General features: G+C 45.6%; 20 protein-coding genes. 18 read left to right on the top strand and 2 right to left on the bottom strand.

The window, feature by feature from the left end:
• Positions 1–12 precede the first annotated feature (12 nt).
• The 8 genes from atpC to DXC01_RS11120 all read left to right on the top strand — a co-directional run bounded on the left by atpC (position 13) and on the right by DXC01_RS11120 (position 9230).
• Complete coding sequence (atpC, locus tag DXC01_RS11155) at positions 13–420, top strand: ATP synthase F1 subunit epsilon (protein WP_022213962.1); 408 nt, start codon at positions 13–15, stop codon at positions 418–420.
• Between the two features lie 433 nt (positions 421–853).
• Positions 854–1855, top strand: a complete 1002-nt coding sequence (locus DXC01_RS11150; RefSeq protein WP_118698918.1) for a LacI family DNA-binding transcriptional regulator — start codon at positions 854–856, stop codon at positions 1853–1855.
• 411 nt (positions 1856–2266) lie between these two features.
• A complete protein-coding gene (locus DXC01_RS11145) occupies positions 2267–3580 on the top strand; it encodes an ABC transporter substrate-binding protein (protein ID WP_243111612.1) in 1314 nt (437 codons plus the stop codon).
• 86 nt (positions 3581–3666) lie between these two features.
• Positions 3667–4572 carry a carbohydrate ABC transporter permease gene (locus tag DXC01_RS11140; RefSeq protein ID WP_022213965.1) on the top strand — a complete coding sequence of 302 codons (906 nt, stop codon included), beginning with the start codon at positions 3667–3669 and terminating at the stop codon, positions 4570–4572.
• 17 nt (positions 4573–4589) lie between these two features.
• Complete coding sequence (locus tag DXC01_RS11135; RefSeq protein ID WP_022213966.1) at positions 4590–5438, top strand: carbohydrate ABC transporter permease; 849 nt, start codon at positions 4590–4592, stop codon at positions 5436–5438.
• 119 nt (positions 5439–5557) lie between these two features.
• On the top strand, positions 5558–7045 hold the full coding sequence (locus DXC01_RS11130; RefSeq protein WP_118698917.1) for a glycoside hydrolase family 32 protein: 1488 nt from the start codon (positions 5558–5560) through the stop codon (positions 7043–7045).
• A 142-nt stretch (positions 7046–7187) separates the two neighbouring features.
• Positions 7188–8339: an alanyl-tRNA editing protein gene (locus DXC01_RS11125; protein ID WP_118698916.1), complete on the top strand. Its 1152-nt coding sequence runs from the start codon at positions 7188–7190 to the stop codon at positions 8337–8339.
• Positions 8340–8360: 21 nt separating this feature from the next.
• Positions 8361–9230, top strand: a complete 870-nt coding sequence (locus DXC01_RS11120; RefSeq protein WP_118698915.1) for an amidohydrolase family protein — start codon at positions 8361–8363, stop codon at positions 9228–9230.
• A gap of 87 nt (positions 9231–9317) precedes the next feature.
• Here the strand turns inward: DXC01_RS11120 and DXC01_RS11115 are convergent, their stop codons facing one another.
• Complete coding sequence (locus DXC01_RS11115; RefSeq protein WP_118252156.1) at positions 9318–10463, bottom strand: hypothetical protein; 1146 nt, start codon at positions 10461–10463, stop codon at positions 9318–9320.
• The gene (locus DXC01_RS11110; RefSeq protein ID WP_022213971.1) at positions 10460–11221 is read right to left on the bottom strand and encodes a GNAT family N-acetyltransferase; all 762 of its coding nucleotides are present in this window, start codon (positions 11219–11221) and stop codon (positions 10460–10462) included. Before DXC01_RS11110 ends, DXC01_RS11115 begins: the two co-directional genes overlap by 4 nt.
• Before the next feature lie 309 nt (positions 11222–11530).
• On the opposite strand from DXC01_RS11110, the gene DXC01_RS11105 reads away from it, so the two are divergent.
• The 10 genes from DXC01_RS11105 to DXC01_RS11060 all read left to right on the top strand — a co-directional run bounded on the left by DXC01_RS11105 (position 11531) and on the right by DXC01_RS11060 (position 19459).
• On the top strand, positions 11531–12025 hold the full coding sequence (locus DXC01_RS11105) for a prepilin peptidase (protein WP_118698914.1): 495 nt from the start codon (positions 11531–11533) through the stop codon (positions 12023–12025).
• The gene (locus tag DXC01_RS11100) at positions 12022–13044 is read left to right on the top strand and encodes a hypothetical protein (RefSeq protein WP_243111611.1); all 1023 of its coding nucleotides are present in this window, start codon (positions 12022–12024) and stop codon (positions 13042–13044) included. The genes DXC01_RS11105 and DXC01_RS11100 overlap by 4 nt, the downstream gene beginning before the upstream one ends.
• Positions 13034–14224 (top strand): CpaF family protein, encoded by a 1191-nt coding sequence (locus tag DXC01_RS11095; protein WP_022213974.1) that lies wholly within the window; start codon positions 13034–13036, stop codon positions 14222–14224. The genes DXC01_RS11100 and DXC01_RS11095 overlap by 11 nt, the downstream gene beginning before the upstream one ends.
• Entirely contained in the window at positions 14221–14964 is a 744-nt protein-coding gene (locus tag DXC01_RS11090) for a type II secretion system F family protein (protein ID WP_118698913.1), read from the top strand. The genes DXC01_RS11095 and DXC01_RS11090 overlap by 4 nt, the downstream gene beginning before the upstream one ends.
• Before the next feature lies 1 nt (position 14965).
• A complete protein-coding gene (locus DXC01_RS11085) occupies positions 14966–16000 on the top strand; it encodes a type II secretion system F family protein (protein ID WP_118698912.1) in 1035 nt (344 codons plus the stop codon).
• A gap of 47 nt (positions 16001–16047) precedes the next feature.
• Positions 16048–16227: a Flp1 family type IVb pilin gene (locus tag DXC01_RS11080; protein WP_022213977.1), complete on the top strand. Its 180-nt coding sequence runs from the start codon at positions 16048–16050 to the stop codon at positions 16225–16227.
• A gap of 15 nt (positions 16228–16242) precedes the next feature.
• Positions 16243–17730 carry a DUF5702 domain-containing protein gene (locus tag DXC01_RS11075; protein ID WP_118698911.1) on the top strand — a complete coding sequence of 496 codons (1488 nt, stop codon included), beginning with the start codon at positions 16243–16245 and terminating at the stop codon, positions 17728–17730.
• Between the two features lie 229 nt (positions 17731–17959).
• The gene (locus tag DXC01_RS11070; protein WP_243111610.1) at positions 17960–18601 is read left to right on the top strand and encodes a TadE/TadG family type IV pilus assembly protein; all 642 of its coding nucleotides are present in this window, start codon (positions 17960–17962) and stop codon (positions 18599–18601) included.
• Positions 18579–19022, top strand: a complete 444-nt coding sequence (locus DXC01_RS11065) for a prepilin peptidase (protein WP_118698909.1) — start codon at positions 18579–18581, stop codon at positions 19020–19022. The genes DXC01_RS11070 and DXC01_RS11065 overlap by 23 nt, the downstream gene beginning before the upstream one ends.
• On the top strand, positions 19019–19459 hold the full coding sequence (locus DXC01_RS11060) for a TadE/TadG family type IV pilus assembly protein (protein ID WP_022213981.1): 441 nt from the start codon (positions 19019–19021) through the stop codon (positions 19457–19459). The genes DXC01_RS11065 and DXC01_RS11060 overlap by 4 nt, the downstream gene beginning before the upstream one ends.

The raw sequence follows: 19459 nt of genomic DNA, 5'->3' as shown, positions 1-19459 counted from the left end.
GGGGTGAGGCTTATGGAAAGTACATTCGGACTTGAAATTTATGCTGCCAACAGACAGTTTTTTGCAGGAAGAGCCAAATCATTGATCATCCCGGCCGAGGATGGACAGAAGGAATTTCTGGCACATCATGCCAATATGATCTGTGCGATCGTTCCGGGTGAGATGCGCTTTGAGGATTCTGAAGGGAACTGGCTGACAGTTGCAGTAAGCTCAGGTTTTGTTGAGATGATCAACAACCGTGCAAAGCTGTTCTGCCTGACTGTGGAACGTCCGGAAGAAATTGATATCCGCAGAGCAGAAGAGGCAAGAGACCGTGCGGAAGAGCAGCTGCGTCAGAAACAGAGCATTGTGGAATATCACAGAAGCCAGGCTGCACTCGCAAGAGCGATGACAAGACTTCGTGTCAGCAAAAATATATAAAAGTAACTGCTAAGACATGAACCGGTTACGGGATGTGAACAGAGAACAGTTACAAATCAAAGTCAGCAAAACAGGACTGCGATTCAGAAATGAATGCGGTTCTGTTTTTTTGGATTTCAGGGAAATCTAAAGAACTTGTTTCATGTTTTCAGGAGAGGTTGCTGAAAAAACGTCTGTTTTTTCCTACAGGATGATAATTGTAAAGAAAATGCTGCTGTGCTATAATTGTCACATTACTTATAACTGCAGAGTCACTCTGCGTGATAAGAATTCATATTGCTGTTGATGAATGAACAGTAATGATCTACCGCGAAAAAGATTGGAAATGTTTTGAACTCGTTGTCTGAAGTGGAAAAACTGTAAGGAGACAGAACAGTTACAATAAACTATCGTAACCAGACAACAGAGTATAAGAAAGGTTAATTTAAGAAATATGGCAAGTATCAAAGATGTGGCACAGAAGGCCGGAGTAGGGGTCGGTACTGTGTCCAGAGTAATAAATGGCAGTGGCTATGTTGCTGCTGATACCCGCAAAAAAATTGAACAGGCGATCAGCGATCTGGAATATACACCAAATGAACTGGCAAGAAATCTGTTTCGTAACAGAACCGGTATCATAGGTGTCCTGATCCCTGATCTGGATCATCCGTTTTTCTCGGCATTTACGCGGGAAACGGAGGTAGCTCTCTACAAGAGAGGCTACAAGGCGATGATCTGCAACACAGTAGGGAGCAGCAACAGAGAACGTGATTATCTGAATATGCTTGACCGTAATATGGTGGATGGGATCATTACCGGTGCACATACACTGCACTGGAAGGAATATGTAAACCGGAAGCGTACAATTGTCGCACTGGACCAGGATTTCGGTCCGGAAATCCCTATGGTAGGGTCTGACCATGCTTATGGTGGTAAGCTGGCAGCAGAGATCATGCTGAAAAATAACTGTAAGAGGGTCGTCCACATCACTGGTATTGCTCCGAATGTAGCGGCAAATGACAGACATATCATATTTGAAGAGACGTTGAAAAAGCATGGAGTGGAAGTCCTGGATCTGACCATGGAATGGAATCTGTTTGATCACCAGTCTTACTGGGATGCAGCAGCCGAGGCATTAGAGAAATATCCGGATGCGGATGGTATATTTGCGGCTGACCAGCCGGCGCTCTGCTATATGCATCTTGCCCTCAAGGCAGGGAAAAGAGTCCCGGAGGATCTCAAGGTGATCACTTATGATGGCATGGATGTCAGCAGAATCTGCTATCCGGAGGTAACGGCTATTTGTCAGAATGTGAAATTTTTGGCAGAAACCTGTGCCAAAAGTGTCATAAATCTGATAGAAGACAAGGAACCCGTTCCACACAGACAGATTTTATCCGTGGAATTAAGGCAGGGACAAAGCACATACCCAGTTGAAATTAACGATGAATTATAAAAAATAAAAATAAAATACAGAATATACGACATAAAAAGTAAATTACAAGCAAATTATAGTAAAATATTCTGATAATAATTCGAAACATGCAGAGTCTGCAAGCGGCTTTGCATGTTTTTTATATTACAGATAATTTGTGTTAAAAAAATAACGCATACAGATATGCAATATGCACAAAAATGAATATATAAAATTATAAAAATGCACGGAATTGTGCTTGGAAGCGGTTTTTTAGTTAAAATCTGTTGACAAATGTACCTCATGGAAGTATGATAAAGACACGATATGGAACGGATTCCATATAAAACTTCTCGAACATAATAATGAGAATCGGCTGTTTGAGAATATGGAACGGGTTCTATAATATTTCCTTTCGCGCGGTGGAAATAAACATTAAAGGAGGATTAAGAAATGAAAAAAACCATTAGTCTGGCAATGGCAGCAGCACTTGCAGTTTCAGGAGCAGTAACGACTGTACCGGTATTTGCAGATGACGTAACAAATATCACCATCTGGAGTCCAACAGACAGAGAATCAATTGAAGCATGGTGGAAAGAAAAAATTTCCGAATGGAACGAAGAACATCCTGAGATTCAGGTAAGTCGTGAAGCAATTGACCGTTCTGACTCTTACGCTTACGACAACAAGATCGCTACAGCAGTTACATCCAACGATCTTCCGGATATCTTCTATGTAGACGGACCGCAGGTTTCCTATTATGCAGCTAATGGAATCACAGTTCCGCTGGATGACTATTTTACAGATGAAGACAAAGCAGATTTCGTAAATTCTTCAATGACGCAGAATACATATGATGGCAAATTATATGCTGTAGGTGCAACAGAGTCATCCGTAGCATTCTACTACAACAAAGATTACCTCAAAGAATGTGGTGTAGATACAGATGATCTGGATTCCCGTACACTCGAAAATCCTCTGACAACAGATGAAGTTGCTGAGATTGCTGAAAAATGTACAACAGATGATTATGTAGGAACACACATTATCATGGACCACGGCGAAGGACTTCCATATGCTCTTGAACCGCTGTATCTTTCTGCTGGAAAAGATTATATCAGCGAAGATGGAAAAGAAGCCGATGGATATGTGAACAGTGAAGAAGCAGTAAACACAACAGCATGGCTTGCAGATCTGATCGCTAAAGGATATGCAAACGTTGAACCGATCACGGATGAATTCCTCAATGGTGCATGTGCAACAATGATCGGTGGTTCATGGGAAATCGCAACACTTGAACAGAATGCTGATTTTGACTGGGGGGTAACTTATTATCCGGTTAATGCTGAAACTAAAAAAGCAGTTTCCCCATGTGGTGACTGGGCAGCAGCAATCTCCAAAGACTGCGAGAACGCAGATGCAGCAGGTGAATTCCTGGCATGGCTGATGAATACTGATAACGTAGCATCTTATGCAGCAGCAATTGCAAAACCTGCAACACGTTCTTCTGCTTATGAAACAGAAGCAATGGCTGACTATAAAGAAGGTGCAAGAGCTCTTATTGTAGATCAGCTTGAAAACACAGCAGTTCCGCGTCCTAGAACACCATCCTATGCTACATTCTCATCTGCATACGCAGAAGCAATGACAAACATTTTCTCCGATGCAGCAAGTAATGAAGAAGTAGATACAGATTATGTTCAGTCCGAGCTTGATACAGTAGTTGACACATTTACAGAAGACTACGAAACATATTACGCTGAATAAGAAAACAAATAAATGAAAACGAAGCCGCATCGGCAAAAAAGCGGTGCGGCTTCGCTTTTTCTGGATAAGAAAAAGGGGGAAAGGCAATGGCAAAGGCAGAAAAAAAGAAGCTTTCCGGCCGTAAACGTGATGAAAGAGTGGCTGCATATATCTTTGTAGCACCGGCAGTGATTCTTCTGATTGCATTTCTTGTTGTACCTATGATCTATACCGTATATTTTTCAGGATTTAAATATCAGATCATGAGACCTGATGCCATGAAATTTATCGGTTTTGAAAATTATCAGAAGCTTTTCAGTGACAAAAACTTCTGGCTTGCATTAAAAAATACAGTGTACTTTACTGTAATTGTTGTTCCGTGTCAGTGTGTACTCGCACTCGCACTTGCACTTCTGGTTTCAAAGAAGTTCCGTGGAGTGGCTGTTTTCCGTACCATGTACTTTGCACCACAGCTTACTTCTATGGTAGTTATCTCCGTACTGTGGTCCGTACTTTACAATGCAAACCCGAACACAGGTCTTATCAACTCCATTCTGGTATCTCTGGGAATGAGCCCGATCAAATTCCTGAGTGATGCAAGCACAGCGATGAATTCTATCATCTTTATGTCTGCATGGCAGGGCGCCGGTTATCAGATGATGATCTTCCTGGCAGGTCTTCAGGGAATCCCGAGAGACCAGTACGAAGCAGCATCCGTAGACGGTGCTACAAAATTTAAACAGTTCCTTTATATCACTATTCCTGGGCTGAAGGGAACAATTAAATATGTAATCATGATCACTATGATCCAGGCAATGAAACTCTTTACACAGCCATATATCATGACACAGGGTGGACCGAAAAACTCCACAAAGACTCTTGTATACTATATTTATACACAGGGCTTCCAGAAGGGTAACTTTGGCTATGCCTGCTCGATCGCGGCTGTATTCTTTGTAATCGTAGTATGCATGTCTATGGCTATGAAGAAAGTAACTGCGGCAACAGACTGAGAAAGGAGGATATAAATATGAAAAAATCAATGAGGTTTTCTAATGCATTTGGAAAATTTATGTTCTATTTTGGAAATATTATCATCGGTATCATCTTTGTATCTCCTCTGATCTGGATGATTTCCGCATCACTGAAGCCAGAGGCTAAGATTTTTGCAAATATGGATTCACTGACTACTTTTTTACCAGTTCAGGCATCCTTAAGTAACTATGCAGAGGTATTTTCACGATTGAATATGCCACTGGTGTTTAAGAATACACTTCTGTATATTGCATTGATCCTGGTTCTTGATCTTCTTGTAAACTCCATGTGCGGTTATGCACTGGCTAAATTTGAGTTCAAAGGTAAAGGTGCAGTTCTGAATCTCGTAATTGCACTGATGGTATTGCCGATGGAAGCTATCATGCTCCCACTTTATATTGAAATGTCTCAGCTTGGCTGGGTCAATACACTGGCAGCACTTGTTATTCCTTTTGTTGCAAAATGCTTCTCAATTTATATGTTCCGGCAGTTCTTCTGTGATGTTCCGGATGACCTGATTGAAGCAGCGGCAATTGATGGCTGCAGCCCGATAAGAACCTTTTTCCAGATTGTAATGCCAATTTCCAAAACGGTGTATGCTACAGTATTTATTCTTGATTTCGTAGCACACTGGAACGACTTTATGTGGCCATTCCTCGTTATGACAGGTGAGGATAAACGTACGATTCAGCTTGCAGTTCAGTCATTTTTTGGTACCCAGCCGGTGCATTACAGTGCCATCATGGCAGCCCTGGTTGTCTCTGCGATCCCGATGATCATTATGTTTATCTTCATGCAGAAATACTATGTAGAAGGTATTGCATCTTCTGGTATCAAAGGCTAAAATCTTACTCGGATCAGAAACAGGAAACCAAGATGTCAGGTTTTTTTGTTGCCATGTAAAACACATCGTGGGATACTATCTGTAAACCGTTAGAATATTACAACAAGGAGAACGAATGTATGATTAGTGAGAAATTACAGAAGGCCAGAGAATTTGAACAGGAACAGTTGAGCAAAATTTCTCCGGAAGAGCGTCCTTCTTTTCATGTGACTGGTGGCACAGGCTGGATCAATGATCCAAATGGATTTTCCTATTACAATGGAGAATACCATCTGTTTTATCAGTACCATCCATATTCCAATGAATGGGGTCCGATGCACTGGGGACATCTCAGCAGCAAAGATATGCTTGCATGGAAAAGGCTTCCGGTAGTTATGGCACCGGAAGAATCCTATGATAACTTTGGATGCTTTTCAGGAAGTGCTCTGGAGCTTTCTGATGGACGTCATCTTCTGATGTATACCGGAGTTGGATATGTAGGTGATACCCCGATGGCAAACGGAGAACTTCCGACTCACCAGACACAGTGTATGGCTGTTGGCGATGGCGTTAATTATGAGAAATACGAGAACAACCCGGTCATCACCGGAGACGATATCCCGGAAGGCGGAAGCAAAGTAGATTTCCGTGACCCGAAGATCTGGAAAGAAGACGATGGTTATTTCTATGCTGTTATCTCCAATATGACAGACGATGGAAACAGCCGTATCCTCCTTTACAGAAGCCCCGATGGTTTCAAATGGGAATATGTCACCGTTCTGGATCACAGCGATGCAAAACTTGGCAAGATGTGGGAATGCCCGGACTTCTACGAAGTTGACGGCAAACACGTTCTTGTAGTAAGTCCGATGGCAATGCTTCCGGAAGGACTGAAATTCCACGTAGGTCACAGCGTTATCTACCTGACAGGAACCTACGACAAAGAAACACACAAATTTGTAAGAGAAGATGTACAGCCGCTCGACAGTGGAATCGATTTCTATGCTCCACAGAGCATGCTCACACCAGACGGCCGCCGTGTAATGATCGCATGGATGCAGGCATGGCCGAACTCCAAGTTCGTTCCGGACGGAGCGAAATACTTCGGACAGATGACTGTTCCGAGAGAGATCAACTACCGCAATGGCAGACTGATCCAGCAGCCGGTAAGAGAGATCGAGAACTATCGTGGAGAGCTGGTTCAGCACCACAACGTTGAAATCTCAGAAGAAACCGCACTGGACGGAATCAAAGGCCGCGTTCTTGATATGACCGTGAAACTCAAAGTGACCGATGATTTCAGTAAGTTTGCGATCAAACTTGCAGCAGACGATACATATTCTTCTTATATTACCTATGATCCGGCAAAAGAAGTTCTGAACATCGACAGAAGCAGAAGCGGATATCTCTACGACATCCTCCACACCAGAGATATTCAGGTGAAACCGGTAGATGGAGAAGTGACATTACGAATCCTCATGGATAAATTCAGTGTTGAGATCTTCATCAATGATGGAAGCCAGACTGCTACAATGGTCCTGTTTACTCCGCAGGAAGCAGATCAGATCACTTTTGCAGCAGAAGGAAAAGCAGAGATCAGTATTGACAAGTATAACCTTGTTTTCTGATACAACCTCCAAAGAAAGGCAGGCGTAAGCATTTAGATGCGCCTGTCTTTTTTCTGTTCAGAAAGGCAAAGCTGTGCTATACTAAAGGGCAGAAAAACAGATTTTTTACTGACTTAAATTTACAGAAAGAAGGTTCGGCAGCATGAGTGAAACAAGAAAACTGTATTACGAAGATGTATATATAAAAGAATTTACCGCAAAAGTTCTCGAGTGCAGAGAAACTGGTAAAGGATATGAGATCGTTCTGGATCAGACCGCTTTTTATCCGGAGGGCGGTGGACAGCCGTGTGATCTTGGAACACTGAATGAGATCGCAGTGACAGATGTCCGGGAAAAAGACGGCGAGATTGTTCATCATACAGAGGTGGCTCTGGAGGTCGGAAGTGAAGTAACTGGAAAGATCGACTGGGAGAGAAGATTTGACCTGATGCAGCAGCATTCCGGTGAACATATCGTCAGCGGTCTGGTGCATGAAGCATACGGATATGATAATGTAGGATTCCATATGAGCAGTGATGTGATCACAGTGGATCTGAGCGGCGTTCTCACCGAGGCACAGCTTGCTGAGATCGAGGCAAAGACAAACCAGAAAATCTGGGAAAATACTCCGGTAGAGATCTTTTATCCACCGAAAGAAGAACTGGAGAAACTTTCTTACCGAAGCAAAAAAGAACTGACAGGACAGGTGCGTCTCGTGCGTTTCCCTGGTTCCGACCTCTGTGCATGCTGTGGAACACACGTTACCCACACAGGCGAGATCGGTGCGGTTAAGATCCTTACTGTCGAAAACTTCCACGAAGGAATCCGTCTGACCATGATCTGCGGAAAACGTGTCATGGATTACCTGAATATGGTCAACGAGCAGAATCATCAGATTTCCATGAAACTTTCTGCAAAAACAGGCGAGACAGCGGCTGCAGTAGCGCGCCTTCAGGACGAAAACTTCCGTATCAAAGGAAAAGTCAGCCACATGGTTGATGAACTCTGCGCGACAGAGGCAGAGAGATGGGCAGATTCCGGAAGCGTTCTTCTATTCCACGAAGGACTGGAGGCAGATCAGGTCCGCAGGATGGCAGATGCAGTGATGCAGAAATGCTCCGGCTGCTGTGCAGTATTTTCAAAGAGTGAAGATGGCAGTTATAAATATGCAATGGGAGAGCAGAACGGAGATCTACGTCAGTTCACAAAAGAAATGAACGCTGCCCTGAACGGCCGCGGCGGCGGCAAGCCGTTCTTTGTGCAGGGTTCTGTCAAAGCTTCTGAAGAAGAAATCCGCAGTTTTTTCCAGCAGTAAAAGACGGAGAGGTACGGGACAATGTTTGGTGAATGTCATGCACATATGCTGATGGATGGTGTCAATTATCGTGAGGCTGTAGCGCGGCACGGAGATGCTGTCTGCGAAGAGAAGGTCAGAGAATTTTTTGAAGCATATCAGAGGGCTGGTGTTTCCTTTATCCGGGATGGCGGCGATAATGCAGGAGTCTCAAAGAGGGCATCTGAGATTGCCGGAGAATACGGGATCGACTATCGGACACCGGTTTTTGCTGTCCATAAAGAAGGACATTATGGCAGGATCGTCGGACGCAGTTTCAGCAATATGAAGGAATTTCACCAGAGAGTGCAGGAAGCGGCTGCAGAAGGTGCTGATTTTATCAAGATCATGACGACCGGGCTTCTGGATTTCAATAATCATGGAGCGGTCACAGGAACACCTCTCGACAGAGACGAAGTCCGGGAAATGGTACATATTGCACACGAAGAAGGTTTTGCAGTGATGAGCCATACGAATGGGATTTATGGTGTACAGGCAGCGGTCGAGGCGGGTGTGGACAGCCTGGAGCATGGCAACTACATGGATGAAGAGACGATTTCCATGCTTGCAGATAGTCATACCGTATGGGTTCCGACGCTTGTCACAGTCAGAAATCTTCTGGGCTGTGGAAGATACGAAGATGAAGTCCTGCTTCCGATCATCCGTCAGGCAGAGACTATGGTCAGGACTGCTTTTCGCAAAAAAGTCAAAGTCGCTCTCGGCAGCGATGCAGGGGCGTACTGTGTACCTCATGGGAAAGGAATCTGTCAGGAATATCAGTCTTTCCAGGAGATCCTGGGAGATTCTGACGAAGTCCGGGAATGGCTGGAAAACGGAGAAAAGATCATCCGGCAAAAATTCAGACGAAGTTAAGATCATAGAAATAAAAAATGCCATAATTCTCAGAAAGATGATGATTCTGAGGGTTATGGCATTTTGTGTGCAGTATATATTTGTGGATCACGTATATAAATCTTCAATCTTGATCGCGGAGACAATATTGGAATTCCGGGATTCCGCCGGATTGAATGTGATCTTTACGGAACTTCCACTTAAGAGCCCGCCCGTGGAGGAATTGGAGGCGTTTTCTATGCTGCAGGTCACATACATATTGTCGTAGGTCAGAAGTGTGAGTGTGTTGGAGGTGGAGGCGGTAATGTCTCCGGATACGGTAAAGGAGATACCGTGGTCGCTGAGTGATTCCGGAACTTCACCGGTAATGCCGAGAATCGAGATTCCTGCTGTAGAAACTCCATCAAACTCACCGGTGTAGGTAACTGTCACATGAGAACCAGAGGAAAGTCCACCACTGAAATAACAGGGGATTGCAGACATATTAAGGTTCAGAAGGTTATCCGTGTTTTCAACAGAGACCTGCAGAATATTAGTCTGGATTCCCTGAATCACGGCACGCATCTGTCGTTCCTTTTCCTGATCTTTATTTTTGGAAGGAGCGGGTGTTGGCGTTGGCTCGGGAACTTTGAGAGGATCAATGTCAGATACACTGAAAACTTTCGTATGGAAGCCATATAAATGGGAAGGATTTTCCGGATCAGGTGTGTCCATTTCACCCTTGAAATGGATGTAGACCCATTTGCCTGCTTTGATTCCGTTCTGATAATACTGTTCGGTTCCGGTGATCGGGAAGGTTGCGGTCTTGCCGCCTTTTGACTTGATGGTGATGGAGTTGGTGGTGAGTTCCTGAACCTGTCCATGGGTGGTTCTTTCTTTGAGGGAATCCATATCGTGATAATCATCGACAACTTTCAGAGTACGGACGGTAGAAGTGTCAGTGCCGGAAAGCTGCCCTTCATAGATTACGCTGATGGAATCTCCCCGTACCATGCCGTCCACGGATTCCAGCGTAGCCTGAGAAACATCGAAGGTGTAATCCTGGGAAGAACTGGTAAGAGTCAGCTTGTTTCCGGTAAAAGTCTGAAGTGTTCCCTGAATTTCATCCATATAGACGCGGGTGCTGTCCGGGTGGATATCCTGCGGTGTTTCTTCTCTGGAAGGTGAAACAGACTCGACAACATTCTGCAAACTGCAGCCTGACAAAGAAACCCCAAAAAGACTGCAGATCAACAAAAGAAGCCATTTTTTCATTTTGTTCCTCCCTGTGGTTGAACACGGAACCAGTATGTGTAGGAATCCGTAAAACCAAGTGAAGCGTAAAGTCTCTTGGCAGGAGTGTTTCCCTTGACGACCTGCAGATAGGCATTCTGTGCGCCCTTGGTCATGCCTTCTTTGAGAAGAGAAGTGCAGATCTGGCGGGCGAAGCCCTGTCCGCGGTATTTTTCTTTGACGTGGATCGCATAAATCCCAATATAATCACGGTCCAGAATGCCGAGACCGGTAGCGATGATCTTGCCGTTCTTCCAGATGGAAGCGCAGACGGTTTCCTTCGGGATCGCACGGTACATGGAAGGAACGACGGCACGGTGGATCGGATTTGTCATTCCCTTGAGGTCAAACAGGCTGGTGATCCAGATATCCGGGATTTCGTCTGTGAGGGTGACATCCGGGCAGTCGGCACTGAGTTCGGCATTTTCAAGGTGGAGTGTCATGACTTCGGTTGTGTGCTGGATCTCGTATCCGCGATTCTCCAGTGTATAGTCAAAATCCGGCGAAACCAGAGGACTGATCTTAAAGATTGCAGGTGATCCCAGACGCTTATAAACGTCCTCACAGTAGGAAACCTTCTCTCTCCATGGAAGGGTAGAAGTTCCAAACTGCTCAACACTGTTCGTTCTGTGTGTATAAAAATAAGAAAAACGGAGGATCCAGCCATCGTACAGTTCCATTTTGTGGGAAGGCCATGCGTTCAATGACATATCCTCGATTTTTTTGATGTTTTTTTCCATAAAAAAAGCCTCCTGTTTCGGGCATCTTCGATAAAATCCAAGATGGATAGACATATTATACAAAAGCCTAAAAAAAACTGCAATAACTCTGAAGCGAAGAGATAAATAAATTTAAGAAAAAAGCGAAATCCGGGAGAATCCTGCTGTCCGGATTTGGCGAACGAATCTTCTTTACAAAGGGCGGAATGCAGGACTATAATAAGACTCACCAGAAATCATCTGGTATTCCTGCCGTCAGTTCTGACGGAACGATCCCATTTTTTTATAATCAAATATCAACAGCGAGGAGGGGTTTTTATTGCAGATGAAATGCTGCTTCTGACGATCGCCGGTGTATCTGTGGTCATGGATCTTTACAAAATGCGTGTAAAAAACAGCTGGATCCTGTGTTCATTTCTTGCCGGAGCAGTAACATGTTTCTGGCAGAAAGGATTTGCCGGTCTGACAAGATTCATACCGGGAATCCTGATGCCGCTGGCGGTCCTTGGATGGATGTTTTATTTTCGGATGCTTGGTCCTGGTGATATCAAGGTATTCTGTGCACTGGGAGGGATTATGGGACCTGTAAAGATCCTGTGGTGTATCTGGTTTTCCTTTCTGTGCGGAGCCGGGATTTCACTTGCCATTCTGCTCTGCGGTGGAGAAATCCGGCAGAGGATGGCGTATCTGGCGGCATATCTTATGGAGTATCTGCAGACAGGCAGCCACAAACCCTATTATCGAAGGGAAAGTACACCGGAAAATATTCATTTCACGGTGCCCATATTTATGAGCGTGATGCTTTATACAGGAGGTCTATATTGAAGAAACAAATTTTTGCAGTCTGTGATCTTGAAGCAGAATATGCCAGAAACTTCATGGAATATCTCAATCGCAAAAACAATCTGCCCTTTGAAGTACAGGCATTTACCAGTGTGCAGAGCCTGATTGCGTATGCAAAAGAAACACATGTGGAACTGCTTCTTATCTCAGCAGATGCCATGTGTGACGAGGTACGGGAACTGGATATCAGCAAAACTGTGATTCTCACGGAAGGAACCAGACCGGAAGAACTGGATACATATGCAGAAGTCTATAAATATCAGTCTTCGGCAGAGATCGTCCGGGAGGTCATGGCGTGCTATGGCGAGGAAAAAACTGTGTTTCCGATGCAGAACCCTGCGTTAAAAAGAAAGACAGAGCTTTTTGGCGTGTATTCTCCATTGGGACGATGTCTTAAGACCTCGTTTGCGTGGACACTGGGACAGATTTTGAGTGAGGAACGAAGTGTTCTCCTTATAAGTCTGGAAGAATATTCCGGTCTGGAGGAACTGATGCAGAAAAAATTCTCCTGTACATTGAGTGATCTGCTTTATTATGTACGTCAGAAAAATCCGGGTGTGATTCTGAAGCTGAACAGTATGGTGCAGAGTGTGGGGCAGCTTGACTTCGTGCCGCCGGTGCAGTCGCCGGAGGATATCCGGGGAACATCCTGGAAGGACTGGGAATATCTTTTGCAGGAACTTATTCTTCATGGAACTTACGAGGTAGTCGTGATCGACATGGGGAATGGAATTGAGGAACTTTTTCAGATGCTTGACCTGTGTAAATTTATTTATATGCCAATCTGTGTGGATCCGGTTTCCAAAAGCAAAATACGACAGTTTGAAAATCTTCTGAATGCAAGAGATTATTCCGAGGTATCTGAGAAAACAGTAAAAATGAAACTTCCGTTCTGCACCGTGGAAAGCGTGAGCGCAGATTATCCGCAGTCGCTGGTGTGGAGCACGCTGGGAGATTATGTGAGAGAACTTCTCGGAAAGGGGCTTTCTTATGAGCAATGACCATTTCCGGAAACTCCGGCAGCTTCTGATGGAGAAACTGGATCTGGCAAGAGAACTGTCAGATCAGGAGATCCTGGAACAGATTGATGATCTGATCCTGAATGGAATGCGGGAATCTGCACTTTCACTCAAAGAGAAGGTACAGCTTCGCCAGGAACTTTTTTATTCGGTGCGTAAACTGGATGTTCTGCAGGAACTGATCGAGGACGATTCCGTGACGGAAATTATGGTGAATGGTCCGGAAAGCATTTTTGTGGAACGTGCAGGGAAACTGAAAAAATGGGAAAAGGGATTTACTTCCAGAGAAAAACTGGAAGATGTGATCCAGCAGATTGTAGGAAGGTGCAACCGTGTGGTCAACGAATCAATGCCTATTGTGGATGCCCGTCTGGAAAACGGAGCCAGAGTAAATGCGGTGATCCGCCCGGTTGCCTTAAACGGTCCGATCCTTACGATCCGAAGGTTCCCGGACACACCGATCACAATGGAGAAACTGATCGCCCTTGGAAGTCTTCCGCGGGAATGTGCAGAGTTTCTGGAGACTCTTGTAAAAGCGAGATATTCCATGGTGATCGGCGGTGGAACCGGCAGCGGGAAGACGACATTTCTGGGGGCATTATCTAACTACATTCCGAAGGATGAGAGGCTGATCACGATTGAAGATAACGCAGAACTCAAGATCCAGGGTGTGCAGAATCTGGTGCGTCTGGAAGCAAAGATGGCAAATGTTGATGGTGGTACTTCGATCACAATACGGGATCTGATCCGGACGGCACTTCGAATGCGCCCTGACAGGATCGTGGTAGGCGAAGTACGAGGCGGCGAGGCAGTTGATATGCTGCAGGCTCTGAATACGGGACATGAGGGCAGTCTGAGCACAGCGCATGCGAATTCGGCAGTTGATATGCTTTCGCGTCTTGAGACAATGACGCTGATGGGTGTAGAGTTACCGCTTGAAGCGATACGCAGGCAGATCGCATCGGGAGTGGACATCCTTATACATCTCGGGCGAATGAGGGATAAGAGTCGTAAAGTACTGGAAATAACAGAAGTTTGTGGATTTGAAGAGCATGAAATAAAGACCAGGACACTTTACCGGTGGCAGGAGGGACGCGGGCTTGTACAGACGGCAGAACTTCTGAACCGGGAGAAGCTGGTCCGGGCAGGGGTGGAACTATGAAGCAGGATTACAGGGAATATCATTTTTCAGGAAAGGAGATCACGAAATATCTGGTACAGAGCATTCTGCTCTGTGGTGCACTGGATTATCTTTTTTACCAGAGCAAATGGTTGATGATACTGGCTATTCCGGCAACAGTGGTGTTTCTGAAAATGCGGAAAAGGCAGCTGATCCGGGAGCGGAAGAAAAATTTGAATTATCAGTTCAAGGATGCGCTGAATGCGCTGAGCGTGGCAGTGCAGGCCGGATACTCTGTAGAAAATGCAGTCTCGGCCTGTGCAGGAGATCTGGAACGGATCTATCCGCAGGACGCAGATATTGTAAAAGAATTCCGGTATATGGAAGGCCAGCTAAAAGTCAGCGTTCCGGTAGAAGCACTGTTTCAGAGTCTGGGTGAGCGCAGCGGTATTGAAGATATGGAGAATTTTGCAGCAGTCTTTTATACAGCCAAGAGAACAGGCGGGGATATGACCAGAATCATTCAGACTTCCGCAAGGATGCTTGGAGACAAGATTGACGTAAAGAAAGAAGTAGAGACAACTCTGGCGGCAAAGAAAGCCGAGCAGATGGTCATGAGTCTGATGCCGGCAGGGATCATTATTTATCTGAAACTGACTTCTCCGGGATTTTTGAGTGTTTTGTATGGGAATCCGTTCGGGATCGCTGCGATGACGGTGTGTCTTGGAATTTATGGATTTTCCTACTGGCTTGGACGTAAGATCGTCGATATAGAGGTGTGATATGTGGGTACATCTTGTGATTTTTATCGTTGCGGCAGGAAGCGCCTTTGCCTGGAAAGCCGGATGGCTTAAGCTGGACGGACTGGCAGACAGAGAAAGCGTGCGATGGTTTCTTATTGTGGCAGTTTGTGGAAATCTTGTGGGAATGCTTCTGACACTGACAAGTGGAAGCAGTGAAGTTTACACGAATGGATATCGTCTCGAAAAAGAGTCGACAGGGGCATATACCCAGGAGTTTCAGGTTGCTGTAAACGGCGAAGATACGGAGAAAGTTGAGATTCAGGTGCCGGAGAAAGAGAGTGAGGAATCACCTGCCTCTGAAGAAACAGTAAAAGAAGAAACTCCGGAGGAATCCAGAAAAAAAGAACTCAGGGAAGCTATCGAGAAATATAACGAAGAAAAAGAGGACCCGGATTACTATTATCTGCCGGAAGAATGGAATGGACAGAAGTTAGAATGGCAGAAGCCGGGAGACAATACAGGAACGTTGATCGCTGCGCTGAGCTTCTTTGCTGCTTTTGTGCTTCTGTTGAAGAAGGCAAGGGAAGAACAGGAGGCACTGGCAAAACGTTCGGAACAGCTTCTGATGGACTATCCTCCTCTGCTTCTGAAATTTACACTTCTGATTCAGGCAGGAATGACAGCGAGGCGGGCATTTCAGAAGATGGCAGCAGATTATATGAGAACAAAACCGGCAAAAGGCAGGTTTGCATATGAAGCGATCGTGACAGCCTGCCATGAGATGGACAGCGGCGTGTCAGAACTGGAAGCCTATCGTCGGTTTGGAGAACACTGCGATCTGATGAAGTACAAAACCTTTTCTACGATCCTGATTCAGAACCTTCAGAAAGGAAGCCAGCGCATGGCGGATCTTCTTGAGAAAGAAGCACTGGAAGCCTGGGATGAGCGCAAACGAAAAGCGAGAGTTCTGGGAGAGGCGGCAGCCACGAAACTTCTGGTACCGATGGTCATGATGCTTGTGGTTGTCATGGCAATCATCATGATTCCGGCATTTCTTTCCTTCTACGGGCAGTAAAAATAAGGAATTGCAACAATTCAAAGACAGTATTGGGAGGTATGTATATGAGAGAGTTTATGGAAACAGCAAGAGAGTTTGGAAGAGAAGAAGATGCAGTAGGTGTTGTTGAGATTATTTTGATCCTGGTGGTGTTGATCAGTCTTGTCATTATCTTTAAGGAACAGCTCACAAATCTTGTAAAAGCAATTCTCAGCAAGATCACAAAACAGAGTAATTCTATCTGATCCGGTGGTGTGTTTATGAAGAAAAAAGGCAGCATTACGGTTTTTCTGGCACTGGTACTCAGTGTTCTTTTGTCTCTGGTTGCCACCAGTATCCAGTCGGTGCAGGCGGCTGCGGCGAGGACACAGATCCTGAATGGGCTGGATATTGGACTGTATTCTCTGTTCGGGCAGTATGACCGTTCACTTCTTAAGGATTATGATCTGTTTTTTCTGGACGGGGCGCAGGGTGGAACTGAGCTGGATCTGGCAGCTGTCTATGACAATATGGAATCCTATATGAAGCCTGTATTGAAGCAGAACAGCCAGAAACTTCGGATTAAACAGGGTGGTTTTACCGGATATCGTCTGGCAACAGATCAGAATGGAGAAGTTTTTTATCATCAGGCGGTGTCCTATATGAAGGATACTCTTGGCGGTCAGGGAGTTCAGGCACTTCTGAACCGGCTGAAAGACAGGGAAGAAAAAACGAAACAGGCAGAGACAGATGGAAAGACTGCAGAAAATGGAGGGACGCTGGAAAATTATGATTCGGAGATGAATGGTGCATTTAACAAAAGTCAGGAAGCGGCAGAAGCTGCCAAGAAGGAAGAAGCGAAGGAAGAGGATTTCGGAAGCGGTGAAGACGGTGGATTTTCGGATGGTGAATCAAATAATGCAAAAAATCCGATCCCGGCAATCCGACGGATCCGAACGATGAGTCTTCTGGATCTGGTCGTTCCGGCATCGAAGGGAATCTCAGCAGTACAGATTTCAACGAAAGATCTGGTATCCAAGCGGAACCTCGAAGTGGGAATGTCCATGCCAGGAAATCCGACAGAGGACTCTTCACAGACTTCTCAGATGCTGTTTCAGAAATATCTGACAGACCGGCTTGGCAATTACCAGAAACCGGCAGCCTCGGGACTTAAGTACCAGCAGGAGTATATCCTTGGCGCAAACGATAATGACAGGGCAAACCTGCGGACAGTCGCGAACCGGCTGCTTCTGATCCGTGAGGGAATCAATGCGGCATGTCTGATGTCGGATGCAGGAAAGCGGGCTCAGATGCATGCACTTGCACTTGCGATCGCGTCTGGATTTCTCGTGCCGCCTGCGGCGGTCATCATCGAAGCAGCACTTCTTCTTTGCTGGTCCTTTGCGGAGAGTGTTCTGGATGTCAGGGAACTGTTTCACGGCGGCAAAGTTCCGCTGGTAAAGAATGCGGCAAACTGGCAGTTATCACTGGAAAATCTTCCGTATCTTCTCGAAAATCTTGACAGTCAGAGGAAGGATGCCGAGAATGGCATGTCCTATGAAGACTATCTTCAGGTGCTGCTTCTGGCACAGTCAAAACAGGAAAAATTACAGCGGGGGATGGACATGATCGAGGTCTGTATCCGTGAATCGAAGGGCAGAGACAGCTTCCGGCTGGACTGCTGCATTGAGGCGATCGAGGCTTCGGTGGATGTTGATGCGAACAGAAACAGAGTATTTACCGTAACAAGACAATACAGTTATATCTGAGGTCAGGGCGGTTCAGCAAAGGGACCGTCCGATACAAAAGGGGTGCAGAAAGATGCTTTTTCAGAAGGATATATATGATGGGTATATAAAAAAGATAGACAGGAAGAAAAAAGAAGTAAATGAAAATAAAAAAGAAAGGAAGCGCTCTTTAAAAAAATCAGTTCTCCAGTTTCCCCCGATAAGCGGAGATTTCCTGAAGCCTTCTGAAAAGGTGTCTTTCTGCACCTTTTTGGGATTCTGCAGGCGTGCAAGCCTCGCGGTGGAGACGGCACTGGTGCTGCCGTTGTTTTTCCTGGGGATGGTTACGATGATCTCCTTTATGGATATTTATCAGATCCAGACACTGCATCTCCAGAAATTGTGTGAAAAGACGAAAGATGCGGGAATGTATGCGTATATACTGGACGGGAAAGGTCCGGACAAAGTTACTCTGCCGGATGTATATTCCTATACGCCGGTTGGCGGACTGATTCCGCTCTCAAATGTGTGGATGCATAATACCATAACTGTCCATGCATGGACGGGAGCAGAGGAACAGGAAAATTCAGGAAAAACAGAGAAGCAGGAAGAAATGGTGTATGTAACAGAATCCGGTTCTGTATATCACAGAAAACTGGGATGCCGGTATTTGAAAGTGTCGATCCAGCAGGTTGCCGGTTCAGGAATCTCCTCGATGCGGAACAGTTATGGAGAGAAGTATGCAGCGTGTGAATCGTGCAGCCGTGGTCAGAAGCCCGCGGGAAGTGTCTATGTCACTTCGACGGGAAACCGCTATCATAATCAGGAAACATGCAGCGGACTGAAGCGGACGGTGAAACTGGTGAAGCTGTCGCAGGCAGGAAGTATGCATGCGTGCAGCAGTTGCGGATAAGGAGGATGGAGTGAAAGAATTGTGTACGGTGGTTTTTCTGGCGATGAACAGCTGGCTGGATATCAGGAGAAGGGAAATTTCGCTGCTCCTGACTGTGGTCTATGCAGGATGTGGGATCATTTGCAGTATTTTGCAGGGAAGAAAAATTCAGGATGTGCTGATACCGGCAGGGATTGGTATTTTGTTTCTTGCAGCGGGGCTGATAAGCAGGGGTGCGATTGGGGCGGGAGACTGCTGGATCCTGCTGGCACTGGGAGCTTTGCTGGATACGGAAACATATATCCGGATGCTCTGCATTGGATTTTTTCTGGCAGCGTTCTGGTCCGGGATTTTGCTTGTGATCCGCAGGAAAAGCAGGAAGACAGAGATTCCGTTGGTGCCTTTTCTGCTGGCGGGATATATAGGAGGAATTTTGATATGACGGATTTGCGACAGATAAAAAAAGGCAGTTTTACGATCGAGGCAGCATGTGTGATGTCACTGGTCCTGCTGGTTTTGATGGGAGTTTTGTACTTGAGCTTTTTTGTACATAACCGTGCATGGCTGACAGCGGCGGCGTGCGAGTCGGCACTTACCGGAAGTATGGAAGGTGTACGAAAAGACGGACAGCCACAGGAAGCGGCATCTGTCAGGAGCCGGGAACTTGGAAATGTCGGATTTTTTGGAGCTGAGAATCTGACCGGTCAGGTAAATGGCGGTAAGGAGATCAAAGTAACTTATACAGCGGATACAGTGTCTGGATTTGGAGGTCTGAAATGGAAACTTGCAGTGGATGGAAGTTCCAGAGTCGTTCGTCCGGTGGAGTGGATCCGGAAGATCAGGGCTGCTTCTGAAGTAATAGCAGAAATTGGAGGATAA

This window comes from Blautia sp. OM07-19 (assembly GCF_003481595.1).
In the GTDB taxonomy this organism is placed as follows: domain Bacteria; phylum Bacillota; class Clostridia; order Lachnospirales; family Lachnospiraceae; genus Blautia_A; species Blautia_A intestinihominis.
The sequence above is the reverse complement of the archived record's forward strand: the minus strand, read 5'-3'. Positions and strand labels throughout refer to the sequence as shown.

What these genes read in the sequence shown, in the direction of transcription:
- atpC (WP_022213962.1), top strand. Translation starts at nt 13, where the DNA reads ATGGAAAGTACATTCGGACTTGAAATTTATGCTGCCAACAGACAGTTT.
- DXC01_RS11150 (WP_118698918.1), top strand. Translation starts at nt 854, where the DNA reads ATGGCAAGTATCAAAGATGTGGCACAGAAGGCCGGAGTAGGGGTCGGT.
- DXC01_RS11145 (WP_243111612.1), top strand. Translation starts at nt 2,267, where the DNA reads ATGAAAAAAACCATTAGTCTGGCAATGGCAGCAGCACTTGCAGTTTCA.
- DXC01_RS11140 (WP_022213965.1), top strand. Translation starts at nt 3,667, where the DNA reads ATGGCAAAGGCAGAAAAAAAGAAGCTTTCCGGCCGTAAACGTGATGAA.
- DXC01_RS11135 (WP_022213966.1), top strand. Translation starts at nt 4,590, where the DNA reads ATGAAAAAATCAATGAGGTTTTCTAATGCATTTGGAAAATTTATGTTC.
- DXC01_RS11130 (WP_118698917.1), top strand. Translation starts at nt 5,558, where the DNA reads ATGATTAGTGAGAAATTACAGAAGGCCAGAGAATTTGAACAGGAACAG.
- DXC01_RS11125 (WP_118698916.1), top strand. Translation starts at nt 7,188, where the DNA reads ATGAGTGAAACAAGAAAACTGTATTACGAAGATGTATATATAAAAGAA.
- DXC01_RS11120 (WP_118698915.1), top strand. Translation starts at nt 8,361, where the DNA reads ATGTTTGGTGAATGTCATGCACATATGCTGATGGATGGTGTCAATTAT.
- DXC01_RS11115 (WP_118252156.1), bottom strand. Translation starts at nt 10,463, where the DNA reads ATGAAAAAATGGCTTCTTTTGTTGATCTGCAGTCTTTTTGGGGTTTCT.
- DXC01_RS11110 (WP_022213971.1), bottom strand. Translation starts at nt 11,221, where the DNA reads ATGGAAAAAAACATCAAAAAAATCGAGGATATGTCATTGAACGCATGG.
- DXC01_RS11105 (WP_118698914.1), top strand. Translation starts at nt 11,531, where the DNA reads ATGCTGCTTCTGACGATCGCCGGTGTATCTGTGGTCATGGATCTTTAC.
- DXC01_RS11095 (WP_022213974.1), top strand. Translation starts at nt 13,034, where the DNA reads ATGAGCAATGACCATTTCCGGAAACTCCGGCAGCTTCTGATGGAGAAA.
- DXC01_RS11090 (WP_118698913.1), top strand. Translation starts at nt 14,221, where the DNA reads ATGAAGCAGGATTACAGGGAATATCATTTTTCAGGAAAGGAGATCACG.
- DXC01_RS11085 (WP_118698912.1), top strand. Translation starts at nt 14,966, where the DNA reads ATGTGGGTACATCTTGTGATTTTTATCGTTGCGGCAGGAAGCGCCTTT.
- DXC01_RS11080 (WP_022213977.1), top strand. Translation starts at nt 16,048, where the DNA reads ATGAGAGAGTTTATGGAAACAGCAAGAGAGTTTGGAAGAGAAGAAGAT.
- DXC01_RS11075 (WP_118698911.1), top strand. Translation starts at nt 16,243, where the DNA reads ATGAAGAAAAAAGGCAGCATTACGGTTTTTCTGGCACTGGTACTCAGT.
- DXC01_RS11065 (WP_118698909.1), top strand. Translation starts at nt 18,579, where the DNA reads ATGCGTGCAGCAGTTGCGGATAAGGAGGATGGAGTGAAAGAATTGTGT.
- DXC01_RS11060 (WP_022213981.1), top strand. Translation starts at nt 19,019, where the DNA reads ATGACGGATTTGCGACAGATAAAAAAAGGCAGTTTTACGATCGAGGCA.